The following is a 22,267-nucleotide window of genomic DNA, read 5'->3' as shown; positions in this document are numbered from 1 at the left end:
AATCTGAGGCAAAAATGAGCAAGCACAATGTCGTCGTTATCGGTAACGGCATGGTCGGCCACCGCTTCATAGAAGAGTTAATGGAGAAAGCGGAACCTGACCGGTTTTCGCTGACCGTCTTTTGTGAAGAACCGCGCGTCGCCTACGATCGTGTCCACCTCTCGGCTTACTTCTCCCACCACACCGCAGAAGAACTCTCGCTGGTGCGTAAAGGGTATTACGAGAAACATCAGGTCACGCTGCTGCTGGGCGAGCGCGCCATCGCCCTTAACCGTAATGAGAAACTGATCCACTCCAGCACCGGTCGCACGGTCCGCTACGACACGCTGATTTTTGCCACCGGCTCTTATCCCTGGGTCCCGCCGATTAAGGGAGCGGACGGCAGCGACTGCTTTGTCTACCGCACCCTTGAGGATCTTGATGCGATTGAGGCCTGCTCACGCCGCAGCTCACGTGGCGCGGTGATTGGCGGGGGTCTGCTGGGCCTGGAAGCGGCGGGTGCTCTGAAAAATCTGGGCATAGAAACCCACGTTATAGAATTTGCCCCCGTGCTGATGGCAGAACAGCTGGATCAGCAAGGCGGAGAGCAGCTCCGTCGCAGGATCGAAGAGATGGGTGTACGGGTCCACACCGGCAAAAATACCCAACAGATTGTGCATCATGCACAGGGCGGCAAAACGCTGCAGTTTGCCGATGGCAGCACGCTGGCGGTCGATTTTATCGTCTTCTCCACCGGTATCCGTCCGCAGGACGCGCTGGCGAAGCAGTGTGGCTTGACGCTGGGGCCGCGCGGCGGCATCGCGATTGATGACCAGTGTCGCACCAGCGACCCCGCTATCTACGCGATAGGTGAATGTGCCGCCTGGCAGAATCGGGCCTATGGCCTGGTGGCACCGGGGTACAAAATGGCCCAGGTTGCCAGCGACCATCTGCTGGGCCGCGACAATGCCTTTACCGGCGCGGACATGAGCGCGAAACTCAAGCTGCTCGGGGTCGATGTCGGCGGGATTGGTGATACGCGCGGCATCACGCCGGGTGCCCGCAGCGTGGTCTGGCTGGACGAAGGCAAATCGATCTATAAACGCCTGATTCTCAGTGAGGATCAGAAAACCCTGCTGGGGGCCGTGCTGGTGGGCGACACCCGCGACTATGGCAACCTGCTGCAGCTGGTGCTGAACGCGATTCCGCTGCCTGACCAGCCGGAAGCGCTGATTCTGCCCGCAGGCAGCGGCGAAAAACCGGCTATCGGCGTCGACTCTCTGCCGGAGAGCGCGCAAATCTGCTCCTGCTTCGACGTCACTAAAGGCGATATTGTGCAGGCGGTACAGGCGGGCTGCCACACCGTGGCTGCACTGAAAACCACCACCCGTGCAGGCACCGGCTGCGGCGGCTGTATTCCGCTGCTCACACAGGTGCTCAACAGTGAGCTCAGCCGCCAGGGGATTGCGGTCAGCGACCATCTTTGCGCCCATTTTGCGTATTCCCGTCAGGCGCTGTATCACCTGATTCAGGTGGAAGAGATCAAAACCTTTGATGAACTGCTGGCCCGCTATGGCCAGGGCTACGGCTGTGAAGTCTGCAAGCCCACGGTGGGTTCGCTGCTCGCCTCCTGCTGGAATGAGTATGTGCTCAAACCCCAGCACGCCCCGCTGCAGGACAGCAATGACCTCTGCCTGGGCAATATTCAGAAGGATGGCACCTACTCCGTGATCCCGCGCTCCCCCGGTGGGGAAATCACGCCGCAGGGACTGAAAGCGATAGGTGAGATCGCCGGACGCTACCAGCTCTACACCAAAATTACCGGCTCACAGCGCATCGGCCTTTTCGGGGCGCAGAAAGATGATCTGCCCGCCATCTGGTCACAGCTGATCGACGCCGGCTTCGAAACCGGCCAGGCCTACGCTAAGGCACTGCGAATGGCGAAAACCTGCGTCGGCAGCGCCTGGTGCCGCTATGGAGTCGGCGACAGTCTCGCTCTGGGCGTGACGCTGGAGAACCGTTACAAAGGCATCCGCACCCCGCATAAGATGAAATTTGGCGTCTCCGGCTGCACCCGCGAGTGCGCGGAAGCCCAGGGGAAAGATGTCGGCATCATTGCCACCGAAAAAGGCTGGAACCTTTACGTCTGCGGCAACGGCGGCATGAAGCCGCGGCATGGCGACCTGCTGGCCGCCGATCTGGATCAGGAGACCCTGATCGCCGCGCTTGACCGCTTCATGATGTTCTATATCCGTACTGCCGATCGTCTGCAGCGCACCTCGCTGTGGCTGGAGAGCATGGAGGGCGGCATCGACTATCTGCGTTCGGTGATCATGGATGACCGGCTCGGTCTCAACAGCCAGCTGGAGCAGCAGCTGGCTGCGCTGCGCGCCACTGTCCGCTGCGAATGGAAAGTCACGCTGGAAGAGGAACCGTCCCTGTCGCGCTTCGCCCACTTTATCAACTCGCCGCAGCGCGACCCTGGTATACAGCGGGTGGCCGAGCGCGACCAGCACCGTCCGGCCCGCGCCGATGAGCGTATTGCCATCACCCAGACAGAGGAGACGAAATCATGAGCCAGTGGCATCCGGTGTGCGCGCTGACGCAGATCCTGCCCGCCACGGGCGTCTGTGCGCTGGTCAACGGCGAGCAGATCGCCATCTTCCGTCCACGCGATGATGAACAGCTCTATGCCATCAGCAATATCGACCCGTTCGCCGGGGCCAGCGTGCTGTCGCGCGGCATCATCGCGGAACATCAGGATGCGCTCTGGGTGGCCAGCCCGCTGAAAAAGCAGCGTTTTCGTCTCAGCGATGGTGTCTGTATGGAGGATGCCTCGCGCAACGTGGCCGCCTGGCCGGTGCGGGTCAATGCCGGACAGGTCGAAGTCTGCCTGTAACTCTCTTCACAGCCCGCTCCGGCGGGCATTTTTAAGGATCGCTGATGGACTACTTCCCCCTCTTCTGCCGCCTGCAGGGCCGGCGCTGTCTGCTGGTGGGTGCGGGTGATGTGGCGGAGCGCAAAGCCCGCCTGCTGCTGGAAGCCGGTGCCGAACTCCGGGTGGGTGCCCCTGATTTTTCGCCCGCCTTCCGGGCGTGGGCACAGCAGCGTGCGGTCACGCTGCTGCCGGGACATTTCGATCCGCACTGGCTGAACGGCTGCTGGCTGGTGGTGGCCGCTACCAGCGACAACGCGGTCAATCAGCAGGTGGCGGAAGCGGCGGAAAGGCAGCAGATCTTCTGCAACCTGGTGGATGCACCGCAGCAGGCCAGCGCGATTGTGCCATCGATCATCGATCGTTCCCCGCTGATGGTGGCGGTGTCGTCCGGCGGACGGGCACCGGTGCTGGCGCGCCTGCTGCGGGAGAAGCTGGAGGCGAGGCTGCCGCAACATCTCGGCCAGCTGGCGCAGCTGGCCGGTCACCTGCGTGCGCGGGTGAAAAAGCAGTATGGCGCGCCAGATGCCCGCCGCCGCTTCTGGGAGCGCTTCTTTCACAGCGAGCGACTGGCGCAATCGCTGGCGAACGGCGACAGGCCGCGTGCAGAGCAGATCGCTGACGCGCTTTTTGACGCCGACCCGGCCCGCCAAGGGGAGGTGGCACTGGTCGGTGCCGGGCCGGGCGATGCCGGACTACTGACCCTGAAAGGCTTACAACTTATTCAGCAGGCGGACGTCATCGTCTATGACCGCCTGGTCTCCGAAGCGGTCCTGAAGCTGGTGCGCCGCGATGCCGAGCGTATCTTCGTGGGTAAACGCGCCGGACATCACTGCGTGCCGCAGGCGTCGATTAATCAGCTGCTCTGCGAACAGGCGCAGCGTGGAAAGCGGGTGGTACGGCTGAAAGGGGGCGATCCCTTTATTTTTGGACGGGGCGGCGAAGAGCTGGAGGCGCTGGCGCAGCAGCAGATCCCTTTCAGCGTGGTGCCGGGGATCACCGCCGCGTCAGGCTGTGCGGCCTACAGCGGCATTCCGCTGACCCACCGCGATCATGCGCAGAGCGTCAGGCTGGTTACCGGCCATCTGCAGAAAACGGGCACCCTCGCCTGGCAGACGCTGGCGGCGGAACAGCAGACGCTGGTCTTTTACATGGGGCTGACGCAGGCCGCAGAGATAGCGCAGCAGCTGATCCGACACGGGATGCGCAGCGACATGCCGGTGGCGCTGGTGGAGAACGGCACCACACCGCGTCAGCGGGTGGTGACCGGCACGCTGAGCGAGCTGGAGAGTCTGGCCGGACAGGTGAGCAGTCCGGGCCTGGTCATCATTGGCAGCGTGGTCAGTCTGCGCGAGACGCTGCGCTGGTTCTGAATCGACAAATAAAAACGGCGGACATCATGTCCGCCGTTTCATTGACTGCTCAGCCGTTACGGCATCGCAACGAAGCCCACCGCCTCATACACCTTTTTCAGGGTTTCCTGCGCCTGTGCGCGTGCTTTCGCCGCGCCATCACGCATCACCTGCTCCAGCAGCGCTTCGTCGTTGCGGAAGGTGTGATAACGTTCCTGCAGCTCAGAGAGCATGCCCGACACCGCATCCGCCACCGCGCCTTTCAGATGGCCATACATCTTGCCCTCAAACGCCTGCTCAAGCTCGGCGATACTCTGACCGGTCACGCCCGACAGAATATCCAGCAGGTTAGAGACGCCCGCCTTCTCTTTCACGTCGTAGCGCACCACTGGTGGCTCTTCAGAGTCGGTGACGGCGCGTTTAATCTTCTTCACCACCGCTTTCGGATCTTCCAGCAGGCCGATCACGTTGTTGCGGTTGTCGTCAGACTTGGACATCTTTTTCGTCGGTTCCAGCAGCGACATCACGCGCGCGCCAGACTTCGGAATGAACGGCTCCGGCACCTTGAAGATGTCGCCATACAGCGCATTGAAACGATGCGCGATATCACGGCTCAGCTCCAGATGCTGTTTCTGATCTTCACCGACCGGCACCTGATGGGTCTGATAGAGCAGAATGTCCGCCGCCATCAGCACCGGATAGTCGAACAGACCGGCATTGATGTTCTCTTCGTAGCGTGCGGATTTATCCTTGAACTGCGTCATGCGGCTCAGCTCACCGAAATAGGCGTAGCAGTTCAGGATCCAGCTCAGCTGCGTATGCTCCGGCACATGGGACTGAACAAAGATGGTGCTTTTTTGCGGGTCGATGCCGCAGGCAAGATAGAGCGCCAGCGTGTCCAGCGTCGCTTTACGCAGTGCGGCAGGGTCCTGACGCACGGTGATAGCATGCAGATCAACGATGCAGTAAATGCAGTGGTAATCATCCTGCATCTGCACCCACTGACGCAGCGCACCCATATAGTTGCCGATGGTCAGTTCGCCGGACGGCTGTGCGCCGCTGAAAACGATGGGTTTCATACTTAAGTCCTGATATTTACAGCCCCAGAGCGGGCAAAAGTTCGTCGAAAGAGTCGAGAGTTAAATCGGGCTGGCTGGTGGCAATCGGCTCGCCATAGTTATAGCCATAGGTCATGGCCACATTGGGCACGCCTGCCGCCTGCGCCGCCTGGATATCATTGCGGGAGTCGCCGACAAACAGCAACTGATCCTGCAGCACCCCAAAGGTGCCAAGCACCATAAAAATGGCGGCCGGATGCGGTTTTTTAACCGGCACATCATCGCCACCAATAATCAGCGAAAACGCATCGGCAATCCCCAGTGATTCCAGCAGCGGCGCCACAAACGGCGTCGGCTTGTTGGTGACAATCGCCATCGGCAGTCCGCTCGCCTTAAGGGCTGCCAGCGTCTGCTTCACGTGCGGAAACAGCGTACTGCCCGCCTCAACGGTATCAGCATAGTGCCGGTCAAACAGCGCCCGCGCATCGCGCTGCTCTTCCGGCTGCGGTTCGCGGCCCAGCGCAAAGGTCAGCGCGCGCGCCATCATGATATCGGCACCGTTGCCAATCCACGTGGAGACCCGCGCCAGGCCCGCCTGCGGCAGACGCAGGTCGTTCAGCGTGCGGTCGATAGCCTCGGCAAGGCCGGGTGCGCTATCCACCAGGGTGCCATCCAGATCGAACGCCAGCGCACGAATATCAGTGAAATGAGCCATTGGCCTTCTCCAGTTCGTTGCGCATGTCGTCGATGACTTTTTTATAGTCGGGATGACCGAAGATGGCGGAACCGGCAACAAACATGTCGGCACCGGCGGCGGCAATCTGACCAATGTTGTCGATCTTCACACCGCCATCCACTTCCAGACGGATGTTGTAGCCGCTCTGATCGATACGCCGGCGCGCTTCACGCAGTTTATCCAGGGTGCCCGGGATAAATGACTGACCGCCAAAGCCCGGGTTCACGGACATCAGCAGAATGATATCCAGCTTATCCATGACGTAATCGAGGTAGCTCAGCGGGGTCGCCGGGTTAAAGACCAGACCGGCTTTGCAGCCATGCTCTTTAATCAGCTGCAGGGTGCGGTCAACGTGTTCGCTGGCTTCGGGATGAAAGGTGATATAGGTGGCACCCGCTTTGGCGAATTCCGGGATCAGCGCATCGACGGGTTTCACCATCAGATGCACATCGATAGGGGCGGTGATGCCATAGTCGCGCAGGGCTTTCAGCACCATCGGACCCATGGTCAGGTTTGGCACGTAGTGGTTGTCCATCACGTCGAAGTGAACCACGTCACCTCCGGCCGCCAGCGCTTTGGCTGTATCTTCGCCCAGGCGGGCAAAGTCCGCCGACAGGATTGAAGGGGCCAGCAAATATTGTTTCATCCGATTCTCCCACTGTTGTGCGCCAGCACTCAGGCTGGCGTAATGCGTTGGTCGCGGACGAAACAGACTAGCGATAAAGTGCCAGCAGTTCGTCGACCTTGGTGCGACCGGTTATGCTCCGGCTGATAGAACGCCGGGCTTTGACCACATGTAACACTGCATCCTGATACCACAGACGCGTCAGTGCAGTGTCGTGGTTAGAAATCAGTACCGGAATCCGGTGTTCCGACGCGGCCAGCTGTGCCGCCAGCATCGCCAGATTCTCCTGCTCACGCAGGCTGAAGCTGTTGGTGTGATAAGCCGTAAAGTTGGCCGTTGCCGACAGCGGCGCATAAGGGGGGTCACAATAGACCACCGAGCCTTTGCCGGCACTGGTCAGGGTAACATCGTACGATTCACAGACAAACGTCGCTTTTTGCGCTCGCTCGGCAAACCATAACAGTTCAGCTTCCGGAAAATAGGGTTTGCGATAGCGGCCAAACGGCACGTTGAACTCACCACGCAGGTTATAACGGCAGAGGCCGTTATAACAGTGGCGGTTCAGATAGAGGAACAGCAGCGCGCGCTGGTAGGCATCCGTGCTGAGGTTAAATTCGGTGCGACGCTGGTAGTAACAGGCTTCGGTGTTCCCTTCCGGCGTGAACAGCAGTTGCGCGTCACGAATGAAATCCGCGGTGCGCAGTTTGACGATGTTATAGAGATTAATCAGGTCGCTGTTGATGTCAGCGAGATGATAGCGATCAAATTCGGTGTTCAGAAACACCGAACCCGCGCCAACAAATGGCTCGACCAGGCAGTCGCCTTGCGGCAGATGGCGATGGATCTCTTCGACTAAGGGAAATTTTCCCCCTGCCCATTTCAGGAAAGCGCGATTTTTTTTCATGCTGTCGTGGTAATTACATCTTATTGTGAGGCTGTGGCTGGACCGACAGCAGATCTGCGCTTAAAACGGGGCCAGAGACTGGCCCCCTGTCCGCTATTGACTGGCTTCTTTCTTCACCTGGCTGACCGGTTTTACCCACGGATTTTTCGCGCGTACGTCTGCAGGCAACGAGGCGACAGCGCGTTTGGCATCAGCCGGTGTGGCATAGGAGCCGCTCACCAGCACATACCACGCCTGACCATTACGGGTGGTTTTGTAGACGTGATAGCCGCTCAGATTCTGCTGCTTCGCCCAGGCATTCAGACTTTCTGCTTTAGACGCGCCGCTCAGCTGCAGGGTGTAGCTGCCGCCTGGCAGTGATTTGCTGGCCGTGCTGCTGCCTGCTGCCGATGTAGCGGGCGCAGAACTGACGGGTGACCGTGCTGGCGTCGTGTGTGTTTTGCTGTCGCGGGTTGCCGGCTTCGCCGCCGCTTTGTGCGCGGTGTCGTGCGCCGGACGGGAGGCCGCGTTTGAGCGGGCTGGTGTCTGACGCGTCACCGGTGCGGTAACGGGATTTGCCGCCGTTCCGGCATTGCCGCTGACGGTGGCAGGCGCGGTCGGCAGTGAGCTGCCGCCCTGCGAGCCCATTGCCGCACTGTCGACCTGCTGCTGCTGATTGCTCAGCGCACTGTTCAGATCGCCTGGCAAGGTGACGCGCTGCTGATTCGCTGGGGCGTCAACCGGTGCAGCCTGGGTCGGCGTAGAGGCAACAGGCGGCATTGAGACGTCACGCGCCTGGCCGGATGCCGCCTCACCGCTGGCCGCCGCGTTATTGTCGGTGGTGGCCGGCGTGTTCTGAGCGCCAGACATGGAAGAGGAGCCGGTCAGGTCGATGTTCTTCTCACTGCCGGTGCTGCCACCCGCAGCAGGCGTAGTGCCCGCTGACGCGGTTTTTTTCTCATCAGGGCCGTTCAGCGCGGAACCAATCCCCAGAACCAGTAACAGCAGAACCAGAATCCCGACGCCCATCATGATGCGCTGGCGCGAAACCGGTATTCTGGCTGCGGTAGACGACTTACGAGGGCGCGAGGGACGGCGGTCGCTGGCGTCAGGTTTTAACTCATCTTCCGGTTTAAACTCATCCATTTTGCCTCCTCCGTAAAGCGGCATTCCGCACTGCGCACCCTGCGCGCCGCGTCACCACTCAACTGCTTATTCTCAGGGTTGCTGACAATCGTTAATTGCAGCCAGCACCATATCATGTGCCACGCCGCCACGCACTTCAGAGCGGCCGATCGACAACGGCAGAACCAGCCGCAGTTCGCCCGCCAGAACTTTTTTATCGCGCATCATGTGCGGCAGGTACATCTCTGCACGCATCGCCTGTGGGCCATGCACCGGTAAACCGGCACGCTGCAACAGCGCAATGAGGCGTTCCGTCTCGTGCGGCTGGAACTGCCCCAGCCGTTCCGCCGTGCGCGCCGCCATCACCATACCTGCGGCAATCGCTTCACCGTGCAGCCAGTTGCCGTAGCCCATATGCGCTTCAATCGCATGGCCAAAAGTGTGCCCCAGATTAAGCAGCGCCCGCTGACCGTTTTCACGCTCGTCAGCCGCCACCACCTCTGCTTTCAGCTCACAGCAGCGACGAATGCAGTACGCCAGCGCCTGTTCATCCAGCGCCAGCAGCGCATCAATATTCTGCTCCAGCCACTGGAAAAAGGCGCCGTCGAGGATAACGCCATACTTGATCACTTCTGCCAGACCGGAGGCCAGCTCACGCGCCGGCAGGGTTTGCAGACAGGCGGTATCGATCACCACCGAGGCAGGCTGATAAAAGGCACCGATCATGTTTTTGCCCAGCGGATGGTTCACAGCGGTTTTGCCACCCACCGACGAGTCGACCTGCGACAGTAAGGTGGTCGGAACCTGAATAAAGCGCACACCACGCTGATAGCTGGCCGCAGCAAAACCGGCCAGATCGCCAATGACGCCGCCGCCTAAGGCAACCAGCGTCGTATCACGACCGTGCGGCTTCTGCAGCAGTGCGGTAAAAACCTGATCCATCACCGCCAGCGTCTTGTATTGTTCGCCATCGGGTAAGATCACCTGATCAACTTTTACGCCTGCCGCCGTCAGCTGCGCCGTTATCCTGTCAAGATAGAGCGGTGCCAGCGTCTGGTTGGTCACCACCATGGCGTTTTCGCCCGCGGTCAGCGGCCAAAAAGAAGCCGGATCGTTAAACAGTCCGGCGGCGATAGTGATGGGGTAACTGCGTTCCCCCAGTGAGACGGTGATCTTCTCCATGATGCTCAATACCTGTCAGAGAGCCTTCGAACGTTGGATCAACTTTTTTCCAACATGTGGATAATCTGATTCGCCACGACTTTCGCACTTTGGTCGTCTGTACGAATGGTCACATCGGCGATCTCTTCGTAGAGCGGGTTACGTTCGCCAGCCAGCGCTTCAAGCACCTCACGCGGCGGGGAGTCCACCTGCAGCAACGGACGTTTTTTATCGCGCTGAGTGCGCGCCAGTTGCTTCTCGATCGTGGTTTCAAGATAAACCACAACACCACGGGCGGAGAGACGGTTACGCGTTTCCCGGGATTTGACGGAACCACCCCCTGTCGCCAGGACGATGCCTTGCTTCTCGGTCAGTTCGTTAATGATTTTTTCTTCGCGATCGCGAAAGCCAGCTTCGCCTTCGACATCAAAAACCCAGCCCACATCCGCTCCGGTGCGTCGCTCAATTTCCTGATCGGAATCGAAGAACTCCATGTTGAGTTGCTGAGCCAACTGACGGCCAATAGTGCTTTTGCCGGCACCCATCGGCCCAACCAGAAAGATATTGCGTTTCTCTGCCATTTTGTCGGTATTACTAAGAATTCGTTAATGATACCCCGCGTTCAGCTTTTGCTGGCGGGACAGGAACTGAGACCTCATGAGCGTTAGCAAGAGTCAGATGAAAAATTATCTCAACACTCAAGGCTGTTTGGCAACCGATTATATTGCCTTCAGCACATCCATTTCTGAATTGGCCTGTGTTCGCGAAACTGTAACGCGCCAGCGCTGCGTCTTTTACCACGCTGCTTACAGAGGAGTTGTCTGATCTGTTAACCGGGATTTATCCGGTTCAGACGGTTACACCGTATTGAAAATCGCTAAACCTTGTAAGCTAATTCCTCTTCTGCGTCAACGCAGATGACCCCGAGGGCCTCATTTTCCGTTTTATCCCGTCGTAAGCGCTGCTTCCCTGACCAATCGCGGCGTAATAAAGATAACCAGCTCTCTTTTTTTGCGCTGCGCCGATTGCTGGCGAAACAGTCCGCCAATCAGCGGCACCTTACCCAGCAGCGGCACCCTGTTCTCTCCCCGGTTTCGCTGCTGCTGAAAGATGCCGCCTAAGGCCAGCGTTTGTCCGTCGCTGACCGTGACCTGGGTCTCTATTTCCTGTTTATCGATGGATAAGATGTCGCTGTCACCGGTCCGGATGCTGCGCCCCGGCATATTCTGACTGATATGGATCTTCAGCCGGATACGGCCGTTTCCGGCGATAGTGGGCGTCACCTCCATGCCCAGCACCGCTTCTTTAAACTCAATCGAGGTGGCGCCGCTGTTGCCTGCCGACACTTCATAGGGAATTTCAGTGCCCTGCTTAATCGAGGCGGTCTGCTGGTGCGAGGTGAAGAGGCGCGGACTGGCGATGATCTCAATCTGGTTCTCCTGCTCCAGAGCGCTCAGCTCCAGATCCAGCAGGGCGCCGCCGATACGCGCCAGCGCCATCCCCGCGCTGATACCGGGTGAACTTACCGCCAGCGGAACAGCGAGCCGGGGATGATGCAGGCTCTCTGTCACCGCTGCATCTCCCGCCAGCATGCCCCACTGCACCCCCAGCTCCTGCAGGTGCTCCTCACTGATGGTGACGATATGGGCAGAGAGCTCAATCTGCTCCAGTGGCCGATCCAGCCCCTGAATCCAGCGTACTGTCTCTTTCAGTGCCGCGGCGGTATCGCGCAGAAGCAGCGCGTTGGTGCGTTTATCCACCGTCACGCTGCCACGCGGCGTCATCAGTGACTGACGTTCACTCAGCAGGCTGGCATGAACGTCGCTGGCGCTGGCATAACGGAGTGTGACCGTGCGCTGTTGCAAAGGTGTCTGCTGTAACTGCGCCTGTCGCTCCGCCTCCCGGGCCGCGTCCTGTGCCTGCTGCCAGCGCAGCGGATAGACCAGCAGAACATTATCCTGCTCAATAACCGTCAGTTTTGCCATCCGCGCAACCAGCGCCAGTGACTGACGCCACGGCAGGTTATCCAGCCGCAGCGATAGCGTCCCCTCAACCTCAGGCGCGATCAGCAGATTGACCTGCTGATAGTCAGCCAGCGCCTGCAGAATCTGTTCCACCGGTGCGTGGTCAAAAGCGAGGCTGAGCGGCGCCTCGTCAGCGGCGTAAACCGGCTGCAGGCTGCTGATGAGGAGCAGGGTCGCTATCCTTAACATGCGCATATCCTTTTAAATAAAATGTGGTTCGCTGAGCGTGACAGCTCACTGGCACGGCAAGCGTGAGGCTGCGGGAGGTGATCGCCACCAGTTGCCAGGGCGTCAGCGGAAAAGGCTTGTCGCTGCCCACCGTGACGCGTTCTCCCTGCGGGGTAAGCAGCCAGGCCTGATAGCGGGTTTCCCGCCCGGCAATCCCCTGCAGACGCCAGCCGGTGAGCGGGGCCACCGCCTCCTGACACAGGGAACCGGCAACAGGCCGGAAGGGATCGCGTGCCAGCACATCCCCCCAGCACAACAGCAGAATCAGCAGGCTATGGCGCATCGGCTGGCTCCAGCCAGAGTTGCGCCTCCAGGTCGTGCGGCTGCGCCAGCAGCAGGAAATGCAAAGGCAATGGCGCAGAAGCCTGGGCAAATTCAGCAAAGAGAGTGCGGAACGCCTGCCAGGGCAGATGCAGCGTCAGCAGGCGGGCGGGGCCATCCGGCTGCCACGCCTCCAGCTGGTGAGAGCGGCCCGCCAGAATATCGTCGATAGCCCCCTCCGATGCGGCTGCGCGAGTCAGAGCGAGCTGCATCGTCTCCCGCTGCGCCTGCAGCTGCGCGATAGCGGGATGCTGACGCCACTGCTGCTGGCCCTGCTGCAGAGTTCGGGTTAACTGTGACAGCGCCGCCCGTTCAGCGGCCAGTGCCTGCTGCTGAGGCCGTAAGCCCGACAGCCAGATAAGCAAAAGCAGACCCAACGCGAGAAGGAGCAGCAGGCCGTAGCGCGGAACAGCCGCCATCTGACACCAGCGATCAATCATCGCGTCCCCCGGCTATCTGCGCCCGTAGCGAAAAATGGTAGCGGCCATCCGCCTGACGCCGGACCCCACCCTGCTGCACCTGCCCCAACAGGGCGGCGGTAGCGAGCTGCTGGCGAAACTGCCTGATTGCTGCCATATCCTGCGCCTGCCCCTCCAGGATCAGGCGGTTATCGCGCTTCTCCAGCCGGGTCAGCCAGGCGGTGTCGGGCAGCATGCCGGGCAGATCGCGCCAGAACTGTTGCCACCCGGCCAGCTGCGCAGCCTTGTCACGCTGCTTCGCCTGCTGTTTTTGCAGAAGCGCGAGCTGTTCCAGCAGCTGCTTCTGCTGCGCTAAACGCGCAGCCAGTGTCTCCAGCGCCTGCTGCTGCATTCTGCTCTCCTGCGCTATCCGCTGGCGCGCCTCATGGACCCGGTACGCCTGCTGCATCACCAGCAGCAGCAGACCGCCCGCCACCAGAGCCAGCACCAGCAGGTTCTGCCGTCGCTGCCGTTGCCGCCGTTGCTGCCGCCACGGCAGCAGATTTACCGCCACGCCGGGTCATCTCCGCTGGTCAGTGCCAGCCCGGTCGCCAGTGCAAAGGCTCCCGGATTCGCGGGCAACGGGGGCTGCTGATAACGAAGCAGATCAAAAGGGGAAAACGCGACAGCGTCAGCGGGCAGCGCGGCTGGCGTGGCGGCACACCAGGCGATGGCCGTTGCCCGGGGAAAGGCCTGCTGTTTCAGTGCGTCCAGCGTGGTGGCGTCGTCACACTCTGCTGCGGTCTGCGCATCGCTCCAGAGCCAGCGCCCCTCCTGCTGCAGCACCAGCACCGTGCCGCCCGGCAGTCGCGCCTGCCGGGCCAGCCGCTTCAGCGCATCGGTGGTCAGTTCCAGCACCTGCGGCCTGAATCCCGCCTGTAACAGGGGCATCATCCACTGGTCAACACTCTCCCGCCGGGCCGCCGTGACGCAGAGCTGACGGTTTCCGGCCTCCTCGTAATAGTCCAGCGCCAGCGTGTCAGGCTCCAGCGGAAAGAGACGACGCGCGGCCACCTGCACGTAGTGGCCCAGCGCTGGCTCCCTGAGTGACTGTGCGGGCAGGGGAAGCGGCCGCTGCAGCACCAGCCGGGCGGGGAACCCGACCCTCAGCGAGTAACGGCGCGGCAACTGCTGACGCCAGGCTGTCAGGACCGCCTGTAATTCAGGCGAAGATTGCAGCACGCCGTTTCTTAACGTATCTTGCGGCAGCCGTTGCAGCCACCAGTGGCGTAGCTGCCAGCCATCACGACGACGCTGGAGGGCCAGGCCACACATCTGCCTGTTCTGAATATCCAGCCCGATTTGCCAGGTATGAAAAGCCATGCGCGCGATCTCCTTATCGTCCGGGAAAATGGACATATCAAAGCGTCTGGCTTGCCTTTATACTACCGCGCGGTTGTTTATAAACTGCTCAAACGACAATAGATGGGAAACTCCAGGTGAAGTTCGTAAAGTATTTATTGATCCTTACAGTGTGTTGCATCCTGTTGGGAGCTGGCTCGATTTATGGCTTGTACAAGTACATCGAGCCACAGCTGCCTGACGTCAACACGCTGAAAGATGTGCGTCTGCAAACCCCTATGCAGGTTTACAGCGCCGATGGCGATCTGATCGCCCAGTATGGCGAAATGCGCCGTATTCCTTTGACCCTGCAGCAAGTGCCACCTGTGATGGTGAAAGCGTTTATTGCAACCGAAGACAGCCGTTTTTATGAGCACCACGGTGTGGACCCGGTGGGGATTTTCCGTGCGGCCAGCATTGCGCTGGTTTCCGGTCACGCCTCCCAGGGGGCAAGTACCATCACTCAGCAGCTGGCCCGTAACTTCTTCCTGAGTCCGGAACGCACCCTGATGCGTAAAATAAAGGAAGCGTTTCTGGCAATCCGCATTGAGCAGTTACTCAATAAGGATGAAATTCTTGAGCTCTACCTGAATAAGATCTACCTCGGCTACCGGGCTTATGGCATCGGTGCGGCTTCGCAGGTCTATTTTGGTAAGCCGGTTGACCAGCTGTCGCTGAGTGAAATGGCGATGATTGCCGGTCTGCCGAAAGCGCCGTCCACCTTTAACCCGCTCTACTCGCCGAGCCGCGCCCTGTCGCGTCGCAACGTGGTGCTGGCGCGTATGCTGGATCAGCACTACATCACGCAGCAGCAGTATGATGAGGCACGCAATACGCCGCTGGTGGCGAAGTATCATGGCCCGGAAATCGCCTTCTCTGCCCCTTATCTCAGCGAGATGGTGCGCCAGGAGATGGTGAAGCGCTACGGCGACAACGCCTACACCGACGGCTATAAGGTTTACACCACCGTGACCCGTCGCCTGCAGGAAGCGGCTCAGACTTCGGTGCGTAACAACGTCATCGCCTACGATATGCGTCATGGCTATCGCGGCCCGACCAGCGTGCTGTGGCGGGTGGGCGAGCCCGCCTGGGATCAGACTAAGATCGAGAAAGCGCTGAGTGCGTTGCCGGTCTATGGCCCGCTCTATCCGGCGGTGGTCACGGAAGCACGCAGTGATGAAGCAACCGTGATGATGAAAGATGGCAGCAATGTGTCGCTGGCCTTAGCGGGTGTGCGCTGGGCGCGTCCTTATAAGTCTGACACCGTGCAGGGCCCGACGCCGAAAAGCGTGACGCAGGTGCTGCAGCCAGGCCAGCAGATCTGGGTGCGCAAAGTGGGTGATGCGTGGTGGCTGGGCCAGGTACCGGATGTGAACTCGGCGCTGGTCTCACTCGATCCGAATGATGGTGCGGTGCGGGCGCTGGTAGGCGGCTTCGCCTTTAACCAGAGCATGTTTAACCGTGCAACTCAGGCACTGCGCCAGGTCGGCTCTAACATCAAGCCGTTCCTCTACACCGCCGCGATGGATCGCGGACTGACGCTGGCGTCGATCCTGAACGATGTGCCGATTTCACGCTGGGATGCCGGTGCGGGTGCCGACTGGCGTCCGAAAAACTCACCGCCCACCTACGATGGACCGATTCGCCTGCGTCAGGGACTTGGCCAGTCGAAAAACGTGGTGATGGTGCGTGCGATGCGCGCCATGGGCGTGGATTATGCCGCTGAGTATCTGCAGCGCTTTGGATTCCCGGCGCAGAACATTATTCATACCGAGTCGCTTGCCCTGGGGGCGGCCTCGTTCACCCCGTTACAGGTGGTGCGCGGCTACTCCGTGATGGCGAATGGCGGCTTCCTGATTGACCCGTACTTCATCACCCGGATTGAAAATGAACAGGGCGGCATTGTCTTTGAAGAGAAACCGAAGATCGCCTGTCCGCAGTGCAATCTGCCGGTGATCTACGGCGAAACGAAGAAAGCGCTGGCGCTGAACGAAGAGAGCGTTGAGAACGTGGCCGCGTCAGACAGCAATCAGAACCAGGCGGTGCCACAGCCTGCACTGGAGCAGGTTCCGGCCCAGGCACAGCAGGGCGAACAGCAATATGCCCCGCATGTCATCAACACCCCGCTCAGCTTCCTCATCAGGAGCGCACTGAACAGCAACATCTTCGGTGAACCGGGCTGGATGGGAACCGGCTGGCGTGCCGGGCGTGATCTGAAGCGTAATGACATTGGCGGAAAAACCGGTACCACGAACAGCTCGAAAGATGCCTGGTTCTCGGGTTATGGCCCTGGTGTCGTGACCTCCGTCTGGATCGGTTTCGATGATGCGCGCCGCAATTTAGGCCGCAGCACCCTTTCCGGCGCGATTCCCGATCAGATTTCAGGCTATGAGGGCGGCGCTAAGAGTGCGCAACCGGCATGGGATGAATATATGAAGAGTGCGCTGGAGGGGGTACCGGTGCAGCCGTTAACGCCGCCGGATGGCGTGGTCACGGTCACGATTGACCGCAGCACCGGCAAGCTGGCAAATGGCGGAGGCAATACGCGTCAGGAGTACTTCATCAACGGTACCCAGCCGACCGAATATTCCGTTCATGATGTGGGCACCACCATTATGGACAACGGCGAGAGTCACGAGCTGTTCTGATGTGACCCGCACACTTAACCTGTTAAAAGGCCGACATCAGTCGGCCTTTTTTATTCAGTAGCGCAGACGCCCCTGCTTCACCAGCCATTCGCGCGCCATAAAGAGCGCACTGACGTTGCGTGCCTCGCGAAAATCGGGCTCCTCCAGCAGCGACAGCATATCGCTCAGCGGCCAGCGGTGAACAATCAGCGGCTCCGGCTCGTCACCTTCCAGCTTATCGGGATAGAGACCTTCTGCCACCACGATATTCATTTTGCTGGAAAAGTAGGAGGGGGCCATCGTGAGCTTGCCCAGCGGCGTGAGGTGCTCAGCCCCAAAACCGACCTCTTCTTTCAGTTCCCGCACCGCCGCCTCATTCACAGTTTCGCCTGCATCGATCAGCCCTTTGGGAAACCCGAGTTCATAGGTTTCCAGTCCGACGGCATACTCCTGAATCAGGATCAGATGGTCATCAATAATGGGCACAATCATGACCGCTTCACGTTCTGACGGCTTCATCCGCTCATAGACGCGACGCGCCCCGTTACTGAAGGCGAGATCGACCGATTCGACGGTAAATAGCCGCGAACGCGCCACGGCGGTGATATTGAGGATGTCAGGTTTTTTTGGAATTTTCATATCAGCCTCAAAAGTTTCTGCGCCGGCTATCAGGAACGAATTAGCATACCTAACCCCAGGCAATTGTGCGACAGTCTCACCATAACGATATCGTTACATAGATTCCGGCAATTGAATAACAGCCTTTGGTTATCAGTTAAGACTAAATTTGCATTAGTCAATATGCTGCGATAAGTTTCAGATAATACCGATATTTAATCCAGTCTGAGCCGGTTACCATTCGGACAAGGCAGGGTTTAATAAATGCTAATCAGATATTCCCTGGCACTATTTAATCGGGTGTCTGACTCCTCAGGATTATATAATCTTCCGGAATGCCTCTTCAGAAGTGAGCATCCCCCGGAGCGTACGTTTAAAGTGAAGGCAGCATTTTGGCTGAATTGAGCAGAGCATGAGCACAATCTTTATGATCCTGGCCATAGTGCTGACCTGTTCAATCCTGGCAGGTATTGGGTTCTGGTACGCTATGCGGCATCGTCCGCCGTTGGCGAAACCGCTGCCATTTATCAGTCCGCCCTGCCGTAAGCTTTCCCCTCAGGAGCGCGAGGCGGTAGACAAATATGTCACCGCACTGGCAAAACAGCCCCGCACCGCCGTGACGACCGACAAGCGCAGCGCGTCTGAACGTCTGACGCTGACCGCGCAGAGCAACAACGTCTATCCGGTGACCCGCGCCATTACCCGCTACGGCCTCTCAACGGACGATCCCCATAAATGGCGTTACTATCTGGATGAAGTCGAAGTTCATCTGCCGCCGCTGTGGGAGCAGTACATCACCGACGAAAACTACGTCGAGTTAATCCGCACCCAATCCATTCCGCTGGTGATTTCGCTCAACGGCCATTCGCTGGTGGATTACGCGGTGGATCAGCAGTCCCTGCCGACGCTGATGCGTCCGGTGTCGACCAACGCCTCGATCCGCAAAGCAGAAACGGAAAACGTTGAACTGCTGCAGGTGCGCAAAGAGACCCCGGAAGAGTATCGCCTGTCGCGGCCAGACGGCACGCGTGAAGGGGTCATCATCTCGCTTGCCTTCTTACTGTTCTTTTTCAGTCTGCTGGTGCCCACGACTCTGATGATCTGGCTGGTGCTGGCCGGTGCGGGAATGATCGCAGCCAGCCTGTGGCTGCTCTATCGCATTCCGGGTGAGCGCGGCCTGCGTGACATCCACTGCCTGCGCGGCGCGCCGAAGCGCTGGGGCCTGTTCAGCGAATCGAACCAGGAGCAGAGCAACATCACGCTGGGAATTATCGATCTCGCCTATCCGGCGCACTGGCAGCCCTATGTCGCGCACGACCTCGGTCAGGTGACCGACGTGGAGATCTACCTCAACCGTCAGGTGGTGCGTCAGGGCCGCTTTTTATCCCTGCAGGATGAGGTCAAAAATTTCCCGATTCAGCGCTGGCGGAAAAATGTGGTGCTGGCCTGCGGCTCGCTGCTGGTGCTGACCCTGCTGGTCACCTGGATCCCGCTCGGGATGCCGATCAAGCTCAGTCTCGCCTGGGCCAGAGGCACCGACAGCCTGGAGGTCAACAGCGTCGATAAACTCAGCAGCGTGGCCCTGAATATTGGCGACAGCCTGAAGGTGAGCGGTACCGGCATGTGTTCAGTGCCGGATAACTACCAGAGCAACCGGAGTTACGCCTTTATGCCGTTCGACTGCTCGGCCATCTACTGGAATAACGCGAAGCCGTTGCCGCAGCCGCAATCTGACATTATTGATAAAGCCGCCGCCCTGCTGGATACCACGACCCGGCAGCTGCACCCGGAAACCAATACCGATCCCAAACTGAACCCGCAGCTGGCGTCAGCGATCCAGAAGTCCGGGATGATTCTGCTGGATGACTTCTCCGATCTGGTCATGAAGACCCAGGACCTCTGTAATCAGCCGCAGGATTGCGTGCGCCTGAAAAACGCGCTGGTAAACCTGGGCAACGCCAAAGACTGGGAGGCGCTGATGCGCCGCGCCGACTCCGGCCAGCTAAACGGCATGAACGTGCTGCTGCGACCGGTCAGTGCGGAAGCGCTGGAGAACCTGGTGAATACCGCCACCTCGACCTTCTTTTTCCGTGAAACCCGCCGTGCGGCTGAAAACCTCAATAGCCCGCCGCCGGGAGGATTCCTGATCGTCAGTGACGAGGGTCGCCAGCTGGTCAGTCAGCCTCAGCCTGCCGTGTCACTGTTCGATCTCGATCCGCCCGCTCAGTGGCATGAGCTGCAGCGCATCTCCGCTATGCTGCTGCATACGCCTTTCAGCGCCAGCGGCATCATCACCAGTATCACCACCGATGCCAACGGCACGCGTCACATCGCGCTGCACAATGAACCGGATGCCATGGCGCAGTGGCGCTATCTCGGCACCGTACTGCTGCTGATGGTGCTGCTGGCCTGCGGCGTGATCAACGGACTGCTGGCCCTGCGCCGCATGCACCGTAATCGCCAGCGCATGATCGACATCCAGCTCTATTACGACAAGTGTTTCAACCATAACCTCAGCACTTTGCAGAGCGTGCGCTCGATATTCTGAGCCCTGCCCTTCTGTGCTACCCTGTCGCCCGGTTTTTTTACAGGGTGAGAGCCACGATGCTCAACTGGTCTGAAATTGACACCGTGCTGCTCGACATGGATGGCACGCTGCTGGATCTGGCGTTTGATCGTCATTTCTGGCTGGAGCATGTGCCCGCGGTGCTCAGCCAGCAGCGCGGCATCACCCTGGCTGACGCTGACCGGATCATCACGGAAAAGTATCAGGCCGTCGCCCATACGCTAAACTGGTATTGTCTGGATTACTGGGCAGAGGCGCTGGCGCTGGACATCCGTGCTATGACCTGGGCGATGCGCAGCCGGGTCGCACTGCGTGACGATACCCTGCCCTTTTTGCAGGCGCTGCGTCGCGCTGGCAAGCGCACCATCCTGCTGACCAACGCGCATCCCTATAATCTCGACGTCAAACTGGCGCAGACAGGTTTAGCGCCACACCTTGATTTATTACTTTCCACCCATACCTTTGGGTATCCGAAAGAAGACCCGCGTCTGTGGCAGGCGGTACAACAGCACACCGGCTTTTCTGCGCCGCGCACGCTGTTTATCGACGATAGCGAAGTGATTCTGGATGCTGCGGCGTCATGGGGCATCGGCTGGTGCTTAGGCGTAAAAAATCCCGATTCGGGTCGTCCTGAGCAAATCTTTCAGCGTCACCGCGCCATCGGCGACTACCGGACGCTGATCTGAGTCAGGAGCAGCAATGAAAGAGAAAAGCAGCGAAGAGGTTCGCCTCGACAAATGGCTGTGGGCGGCGCGCTTTTACAAAACCCGGGCGATTGCGCGGGAGATGATTGAAGGCGGCAAAGTGCACTACAACGGTCAGCGCAGTAAACCCGGCAAGATCGTCGAGCTGAATGCGGAACTGACCGTGCGTCAGGGCAACGATGAACGCACCGTGGTGGTGGCGAATATCAGCGCTCAGCGCCGCCCCGCCAGCGAGGCACAGCAGCTCTACCGCGAAACCGATGCCAGTATTGAGAAACGCGAAAAAATGGCGCAGGCACGCAAACTGAATGCGCTGACTATGCCCCATCCCGATCGGCGACCTGACAAAAAAGAGCGTCGCGATTTGATGAAGTTTAAATTATCGGGCGATGAGTAATGCCGTCTTCGCGGACGCGCCATCGCCCCGTTCCAGTGAGAGAAAAAATATGTCAGTCCAGGATCAACTGCACCGTTATCTGTTTGAAAATGCCGCTGTGCGCGGCGAGCTGGTGAACGTCTCCGACACCTGGCGTGAAACCGTGAAGAACCACGACTATCCGGCTCCTGTTAAGACGCTGCTGGGTGAGATGCTGGTCGCCACCAGCCTGCTGACCGCCACGCTGAAGTTTGACGGTGAAATTACCGTGCAGCTGCAGGGTGACGGTCCGCTCTCTCTGGCGGTGATCAACGGCAACAACAATCAGGAGCTGCGTGGCGTGGCGCGCATAAAAGGCGACATCCCGGCCGACAGCACCCTGAAAAGCATGGTGGGCAACGGCTACCTGGTGATCACCATCTCTCCTGAAAAAGGTGAGCGCTATCAGGGCGTGGTGGGACTGGAAGGTGAAACGCTGGCGGAATGCCTGGAAGATTACTTCATGCGTTCTGAGCAGCTGCCTACGCGGCTCTTTATCCGCACCAGCGACCAGGGTGCCGCCGGTATCCTGCTGCAGGTTCTGCCGGCACAGGAGACAGAGAAAGAGGCGTTCGACCACCTGGCGACCCTGACGGAAACCATTAAAACCGACGAGCTGATCACCCTGCCGGCCAATGAGGTGCTGTGGCGTCTCTACCATCAGGAAGAGGTCACCCTCTATGATCCGCAGCCGGTCATCTACAAATGCACCTGTTCGCGTGAACGCTGTGGTGAAGTGCTGACCACGCTGCCGAAGGAAGAGGTGGATGAGATCATCGCGGAAGATGGCAAAATTGACATGCACTGCGATTACTGCGGTTCAGACTACGTGTTTGACGCGGTCGATATCGCGGCGATTCGCAGCCATTCTCACGGGAATGACGAGCGTCTGCACTGATTTACCGGGCGGCGTCTGCCGCCCCGTTTTCCTCTCCCCCTCCTATCCCCATAATTTCTCAGACAAATTATCTTTTTTTACTTTCATAACATCTTTAAAACGTTCGAAACATAGCCTTAACGCGCCCTGAGTCGCATTTTTAGATCGCTGCCCTTTTTCCCTCAACGCAGAAGAGTAAACTGCGCGCGATCGTGCAGCCGCCCGGAAGGCAGA

At 59.3% G+C, this 22,267-nt stretch carries 21 protein-coding genes; 8 read left to right on the top strand and 13 right to left on the bottom strand.

Annotated features, from left to right (window positions below):
- Window positions 1-14: 14 nt before the first annotated feature.
- From nirB to cysG, 3 genes are read left to right on the top strand one after another with little or no spacing between them, the layout of a single operon-like run.
- Entirely contained in the window at window positions 15-2,555 is a 2,541-nt protein-coding gene (gene nirB, locus OXR04_RS17520; RefSeq protein ID WP_267372214.1) for a nitrite reductase large subunit NirB, read from the top strand.
- Window positions 2,552-2,878, top strand: a complete 327-nt coding sequence (nirD, locus tag OXR04_RS17515) for a nitrite reductase small subunit NirD (RefSeq protein ID WP_009087662.1) — start codon at window positions 2,552-2,554, stop codon at window positions 2,876-2,878. Before nirB ends, nirD begins: the two co-directional genes overlap by 4 nt.
- A 44-nt stretch (window positions 2,879-2,922) precedes the next feature.
- A complete protein-coding gene (gene cysG, locus OXR04_RS17510) occupies window positions 2,923-4,287 on the top strand; it encodes a siroheme synthase CysG (protein ID WP_267372213.1) in 1,365 nt (454 codons plus the stop codon).
- A 56-nt stretch (window positions 4,288-4,343) separates the two neighbouring features.
- Here cysG and trpS read toward each other — a convergent pair whose 3' ends face one another.
- The 12 genes from trpS to pilM form a co-directional block, all read right to left on the bottom strand.
- Entirely contained in the window at window positions 4,344-5,345 is a 1,002-nt protein-coding gene (trpS, locus tag OXR04_RS17505) for a tryptophan--tRNA ligase (RefSeq protein ID WP_009087666.1), read from the bottom strand.
- 16 nt (window positions 5,346-5,361) lie between these two features.
- Window positions 5,362-6,039, bottom strand: a complete 678-nt coding sequence (locus OXR04_RS17500) for a phosphoglycolate phosphatase (RefSeq protein WP_265137990.1) — start codon at window positions 6,037-6,039, stop codon at window positions 5,362-5,364.
- Complete coding sequence (rpe, locus tag OXR04_RS17495) at window positions 6,023-6,706, bottom strand: ribulose-phosphate 3-epimerase (RefSeq protein WP_009087670.1); 684 nt, start codon at window positions 6,704-6,706, stop codon at window positions 6,023-6,025. The genes OXR04_RS17500 and rpe overlap by 17 nt, the downstream gene beginning before the upstream one ends.
- Before the next feature lie 67 nt (window positions 6,707-6,773).
- The gene (dam, locus tag OXR04_RS17490) at window positions 6,774-7,589 is read right to left on the bottom strand and encodes an adenine-specific DNA-methyltransferase (protein ID WP_009087673.1); all 816 of its coding nucleotides are present in this window, start codon (window positions 7,587-7,589) and stop codon (window positions 6,774-6,776) included.
- 93 nt (window positions 7,590-7,682) lie between these two features.
- Window positions 7,683-8,714: an SPOR domain-containing protein gene (locus OXR04_RS17485; RefSeq protein WP_009087676.1), complete on the bottom strand. Its 1,032-nt coding sequence runs from the start codon at window positions 8,712-8,714 to the stop codon at window positions 7,683-7,685.
- 72 nt (window positions 8,715-8,786) lie between these two features.
- Window positions 8,787-9,875 carry a 3-dehydroquinate synthase gene (aroB, locus tag OXR04_RS17480; protein WP_009087678.1) on the bottom strand — a complete coding sequence of 363 codons (1,089 nt, stop codon included), beginning with the start codon at window positions 9,873-9,875 and terminating at the stop codon, window positions 8,787-8,789.
- 38 nt (window positions 9,876-9,913) lie between these two features.
- A complete protein-coding gene (aroK, locus tag OXR04_RS17475; protein WP_003852989.1) occupies window positions 9,914-10,435 on the bottom strand; it encodes a shikimate kinase AroK in 522 nt (173 codons plus the stop codon).
- Window positions 10,436-10,798: 363 nt separating this feature from the next.
- Window positions 10,799-12,067 (bottom strand): DNA uptake porin HofQ, encoded by a 1,269-nt coding sequence (hofQ, locus tag OXR04_RS17470; RefSeq protein WP_167432085.1) that lies wholly within the window; start codon window positions 12,065-12,067, stop codon window positions 10,799-10,801.
- Window positions 12,009-12,389, bottom strand: a complete 381-nt coding sequence (locus tag OXR04_RS17465; RefSeq protein ID WP_167432086.1) for a HofP DNA utilization family protein — start codon at window positions 12,387-12,389, stop codon at window positions 12,009-12,011. Before OXR04_RS17465 ends, hofQ begins: the two co-directional genes overlap by 59 nt.
- On the bottom strand, window positions 12,379-12,867 hold the full coding sequence (locus OXR04_RS17460; protein ID WP_267372212.1) for a hypothetical protein: 489 nt from the start codon (window positions 12,865-12,867) through the stop codon (window positions 12,379-12,381). The genes OXR04_RS17465 and OXR04_RS17460 overlap by 11 nt, the downstream gene beginning before the upstream one ends.
- Window positions 12,860-13,399, bottom strand: a complete 540-nt coding sequence (locus OXR04_RS17455) for a PilN domain-containing protein (RefSeq protein ID WP_167432088.1) — start codon at window positions 13,397-13,399, stop codon at window positions 12,860-12,862. Before OXR04_RS17455 ends, OXR04_RS17460 begins: the two co-directional genes overlap by 8 nt.
- Entirely contained in the window at window positions 13,390-14,208 is an 819-nt protein-coding gene (gene pilM / locus OXR04_RS17450; protein ID WP_167432089.1) for a pilus assembly protein PilM, read from the bottom strand. The genes OXR04_RS17455 and pilM overlap by 10 nt, the downstream gene beginning before the upstream one ends.
- Before the next feature lie 116 nt (window positions 14,209-14,324).
- Between pilM and mrcA the strand changes: the two genes are divergently transcribed.
- A complete protein-coding gene (gene mrcA, locus OXR04_RS17445) occupies window positions 14,325-16,874 on the top strand; it encodes a peptidoglycan glycosyltransferase/peptidoglycan DD-transpeptidase MrcA (protein WP_009087693.1) in 2,550 nt (849 codons plus the stop codon).
- Window positions 16,875-16,928: 54 nt separating this feature from the next.
- Here mrcA and nudE read toward each other — a convergent pair whose 3' ends face one another.
- Window positions 16,929-17,492, bottom strand: a complete 564-nt coding sequence (nudE, locus tag OXR04_RS17440) for an ADP compounds hydrolase NudE (protein WP_046100723.1) — start codon at window positions 17,490-17,492, stop codon at window positions 16,929-16,931.
- 391 nt (window positions 17,493-17,883) lie between these two features.
- Between nudE and OXR04_RS17435 the strand changes: the two genes are divergently transcribed.
- From OXR04_RS17435 to hslO, 4 genes are read left to right on the top strand one after another with little or no spacing between them, the layout of a single operon-like run.
- Complete coding sequence (locus OXR04_RS17435; RefSeq protein WP_111207883.1) at window positions 17,884-20,019, top strand: intracellular growth attenuator family protein; 2,136 nt, start codon at window positions 17,884-17,886, stop codon at window positions 20,017-20,019.
- Between the two features lie 56 nt (window positions 20,020-20,075).
- A complete protein-coding gene (yrfG, locus tag OXR04_RS17430) occupies window positions 20,076-20,723 on the top strand; it encodes a GMP/IMP nucleotidase (RefSeq protein WP_140925651.1) in 648 nt (215 codons plus the stop codon).
- A gap of 13 nt (window positions 20,724-20,736) precedes the next feature.
- Window positions 20,737-21,138, top strand: a complete 402-nt coding sequence (gene hslR / locus OXR04_RS17425) for a ribosome-associated heat shock protein Hsp15 (RefSeq protein WP_009087700.1) — start codon at window positions 20,737-20,739, stop codon at window positions 21,136-21,138.
- Between the two features lie 49 nt (window positions 21,139-21,187).
- The gene (hslO, locus tag OXR04_RS17420; protein WP_009087701.1) at window positions 21,188-22,054 is read left to right on the top strand and encodes an Hsp33 family molecular chaperone HslO; all 867 of its coding nucleotides are present in this window, start codon (window positions 21,188-21,190) and stop codon (window positions 22,052-22,054) included.
- Window positions 22,055-22,267: the final 213 nt, after the last annotated feature.

The organism is Pantoea sp. GM_Pan_3 (assembly GCF_026541045.1).
GTDB lineage: Bacteria > Pseudomonadota > Gammaproteobacteria > Enterobacterales > Enterobacteriaceae > Pantoea > Pantoea anthophila.
The sequence above is the reverse complement of the archived record's forward strand: the minus strand, read 5'-3'. Positions and strand labels throughout refer to the sequence as shown.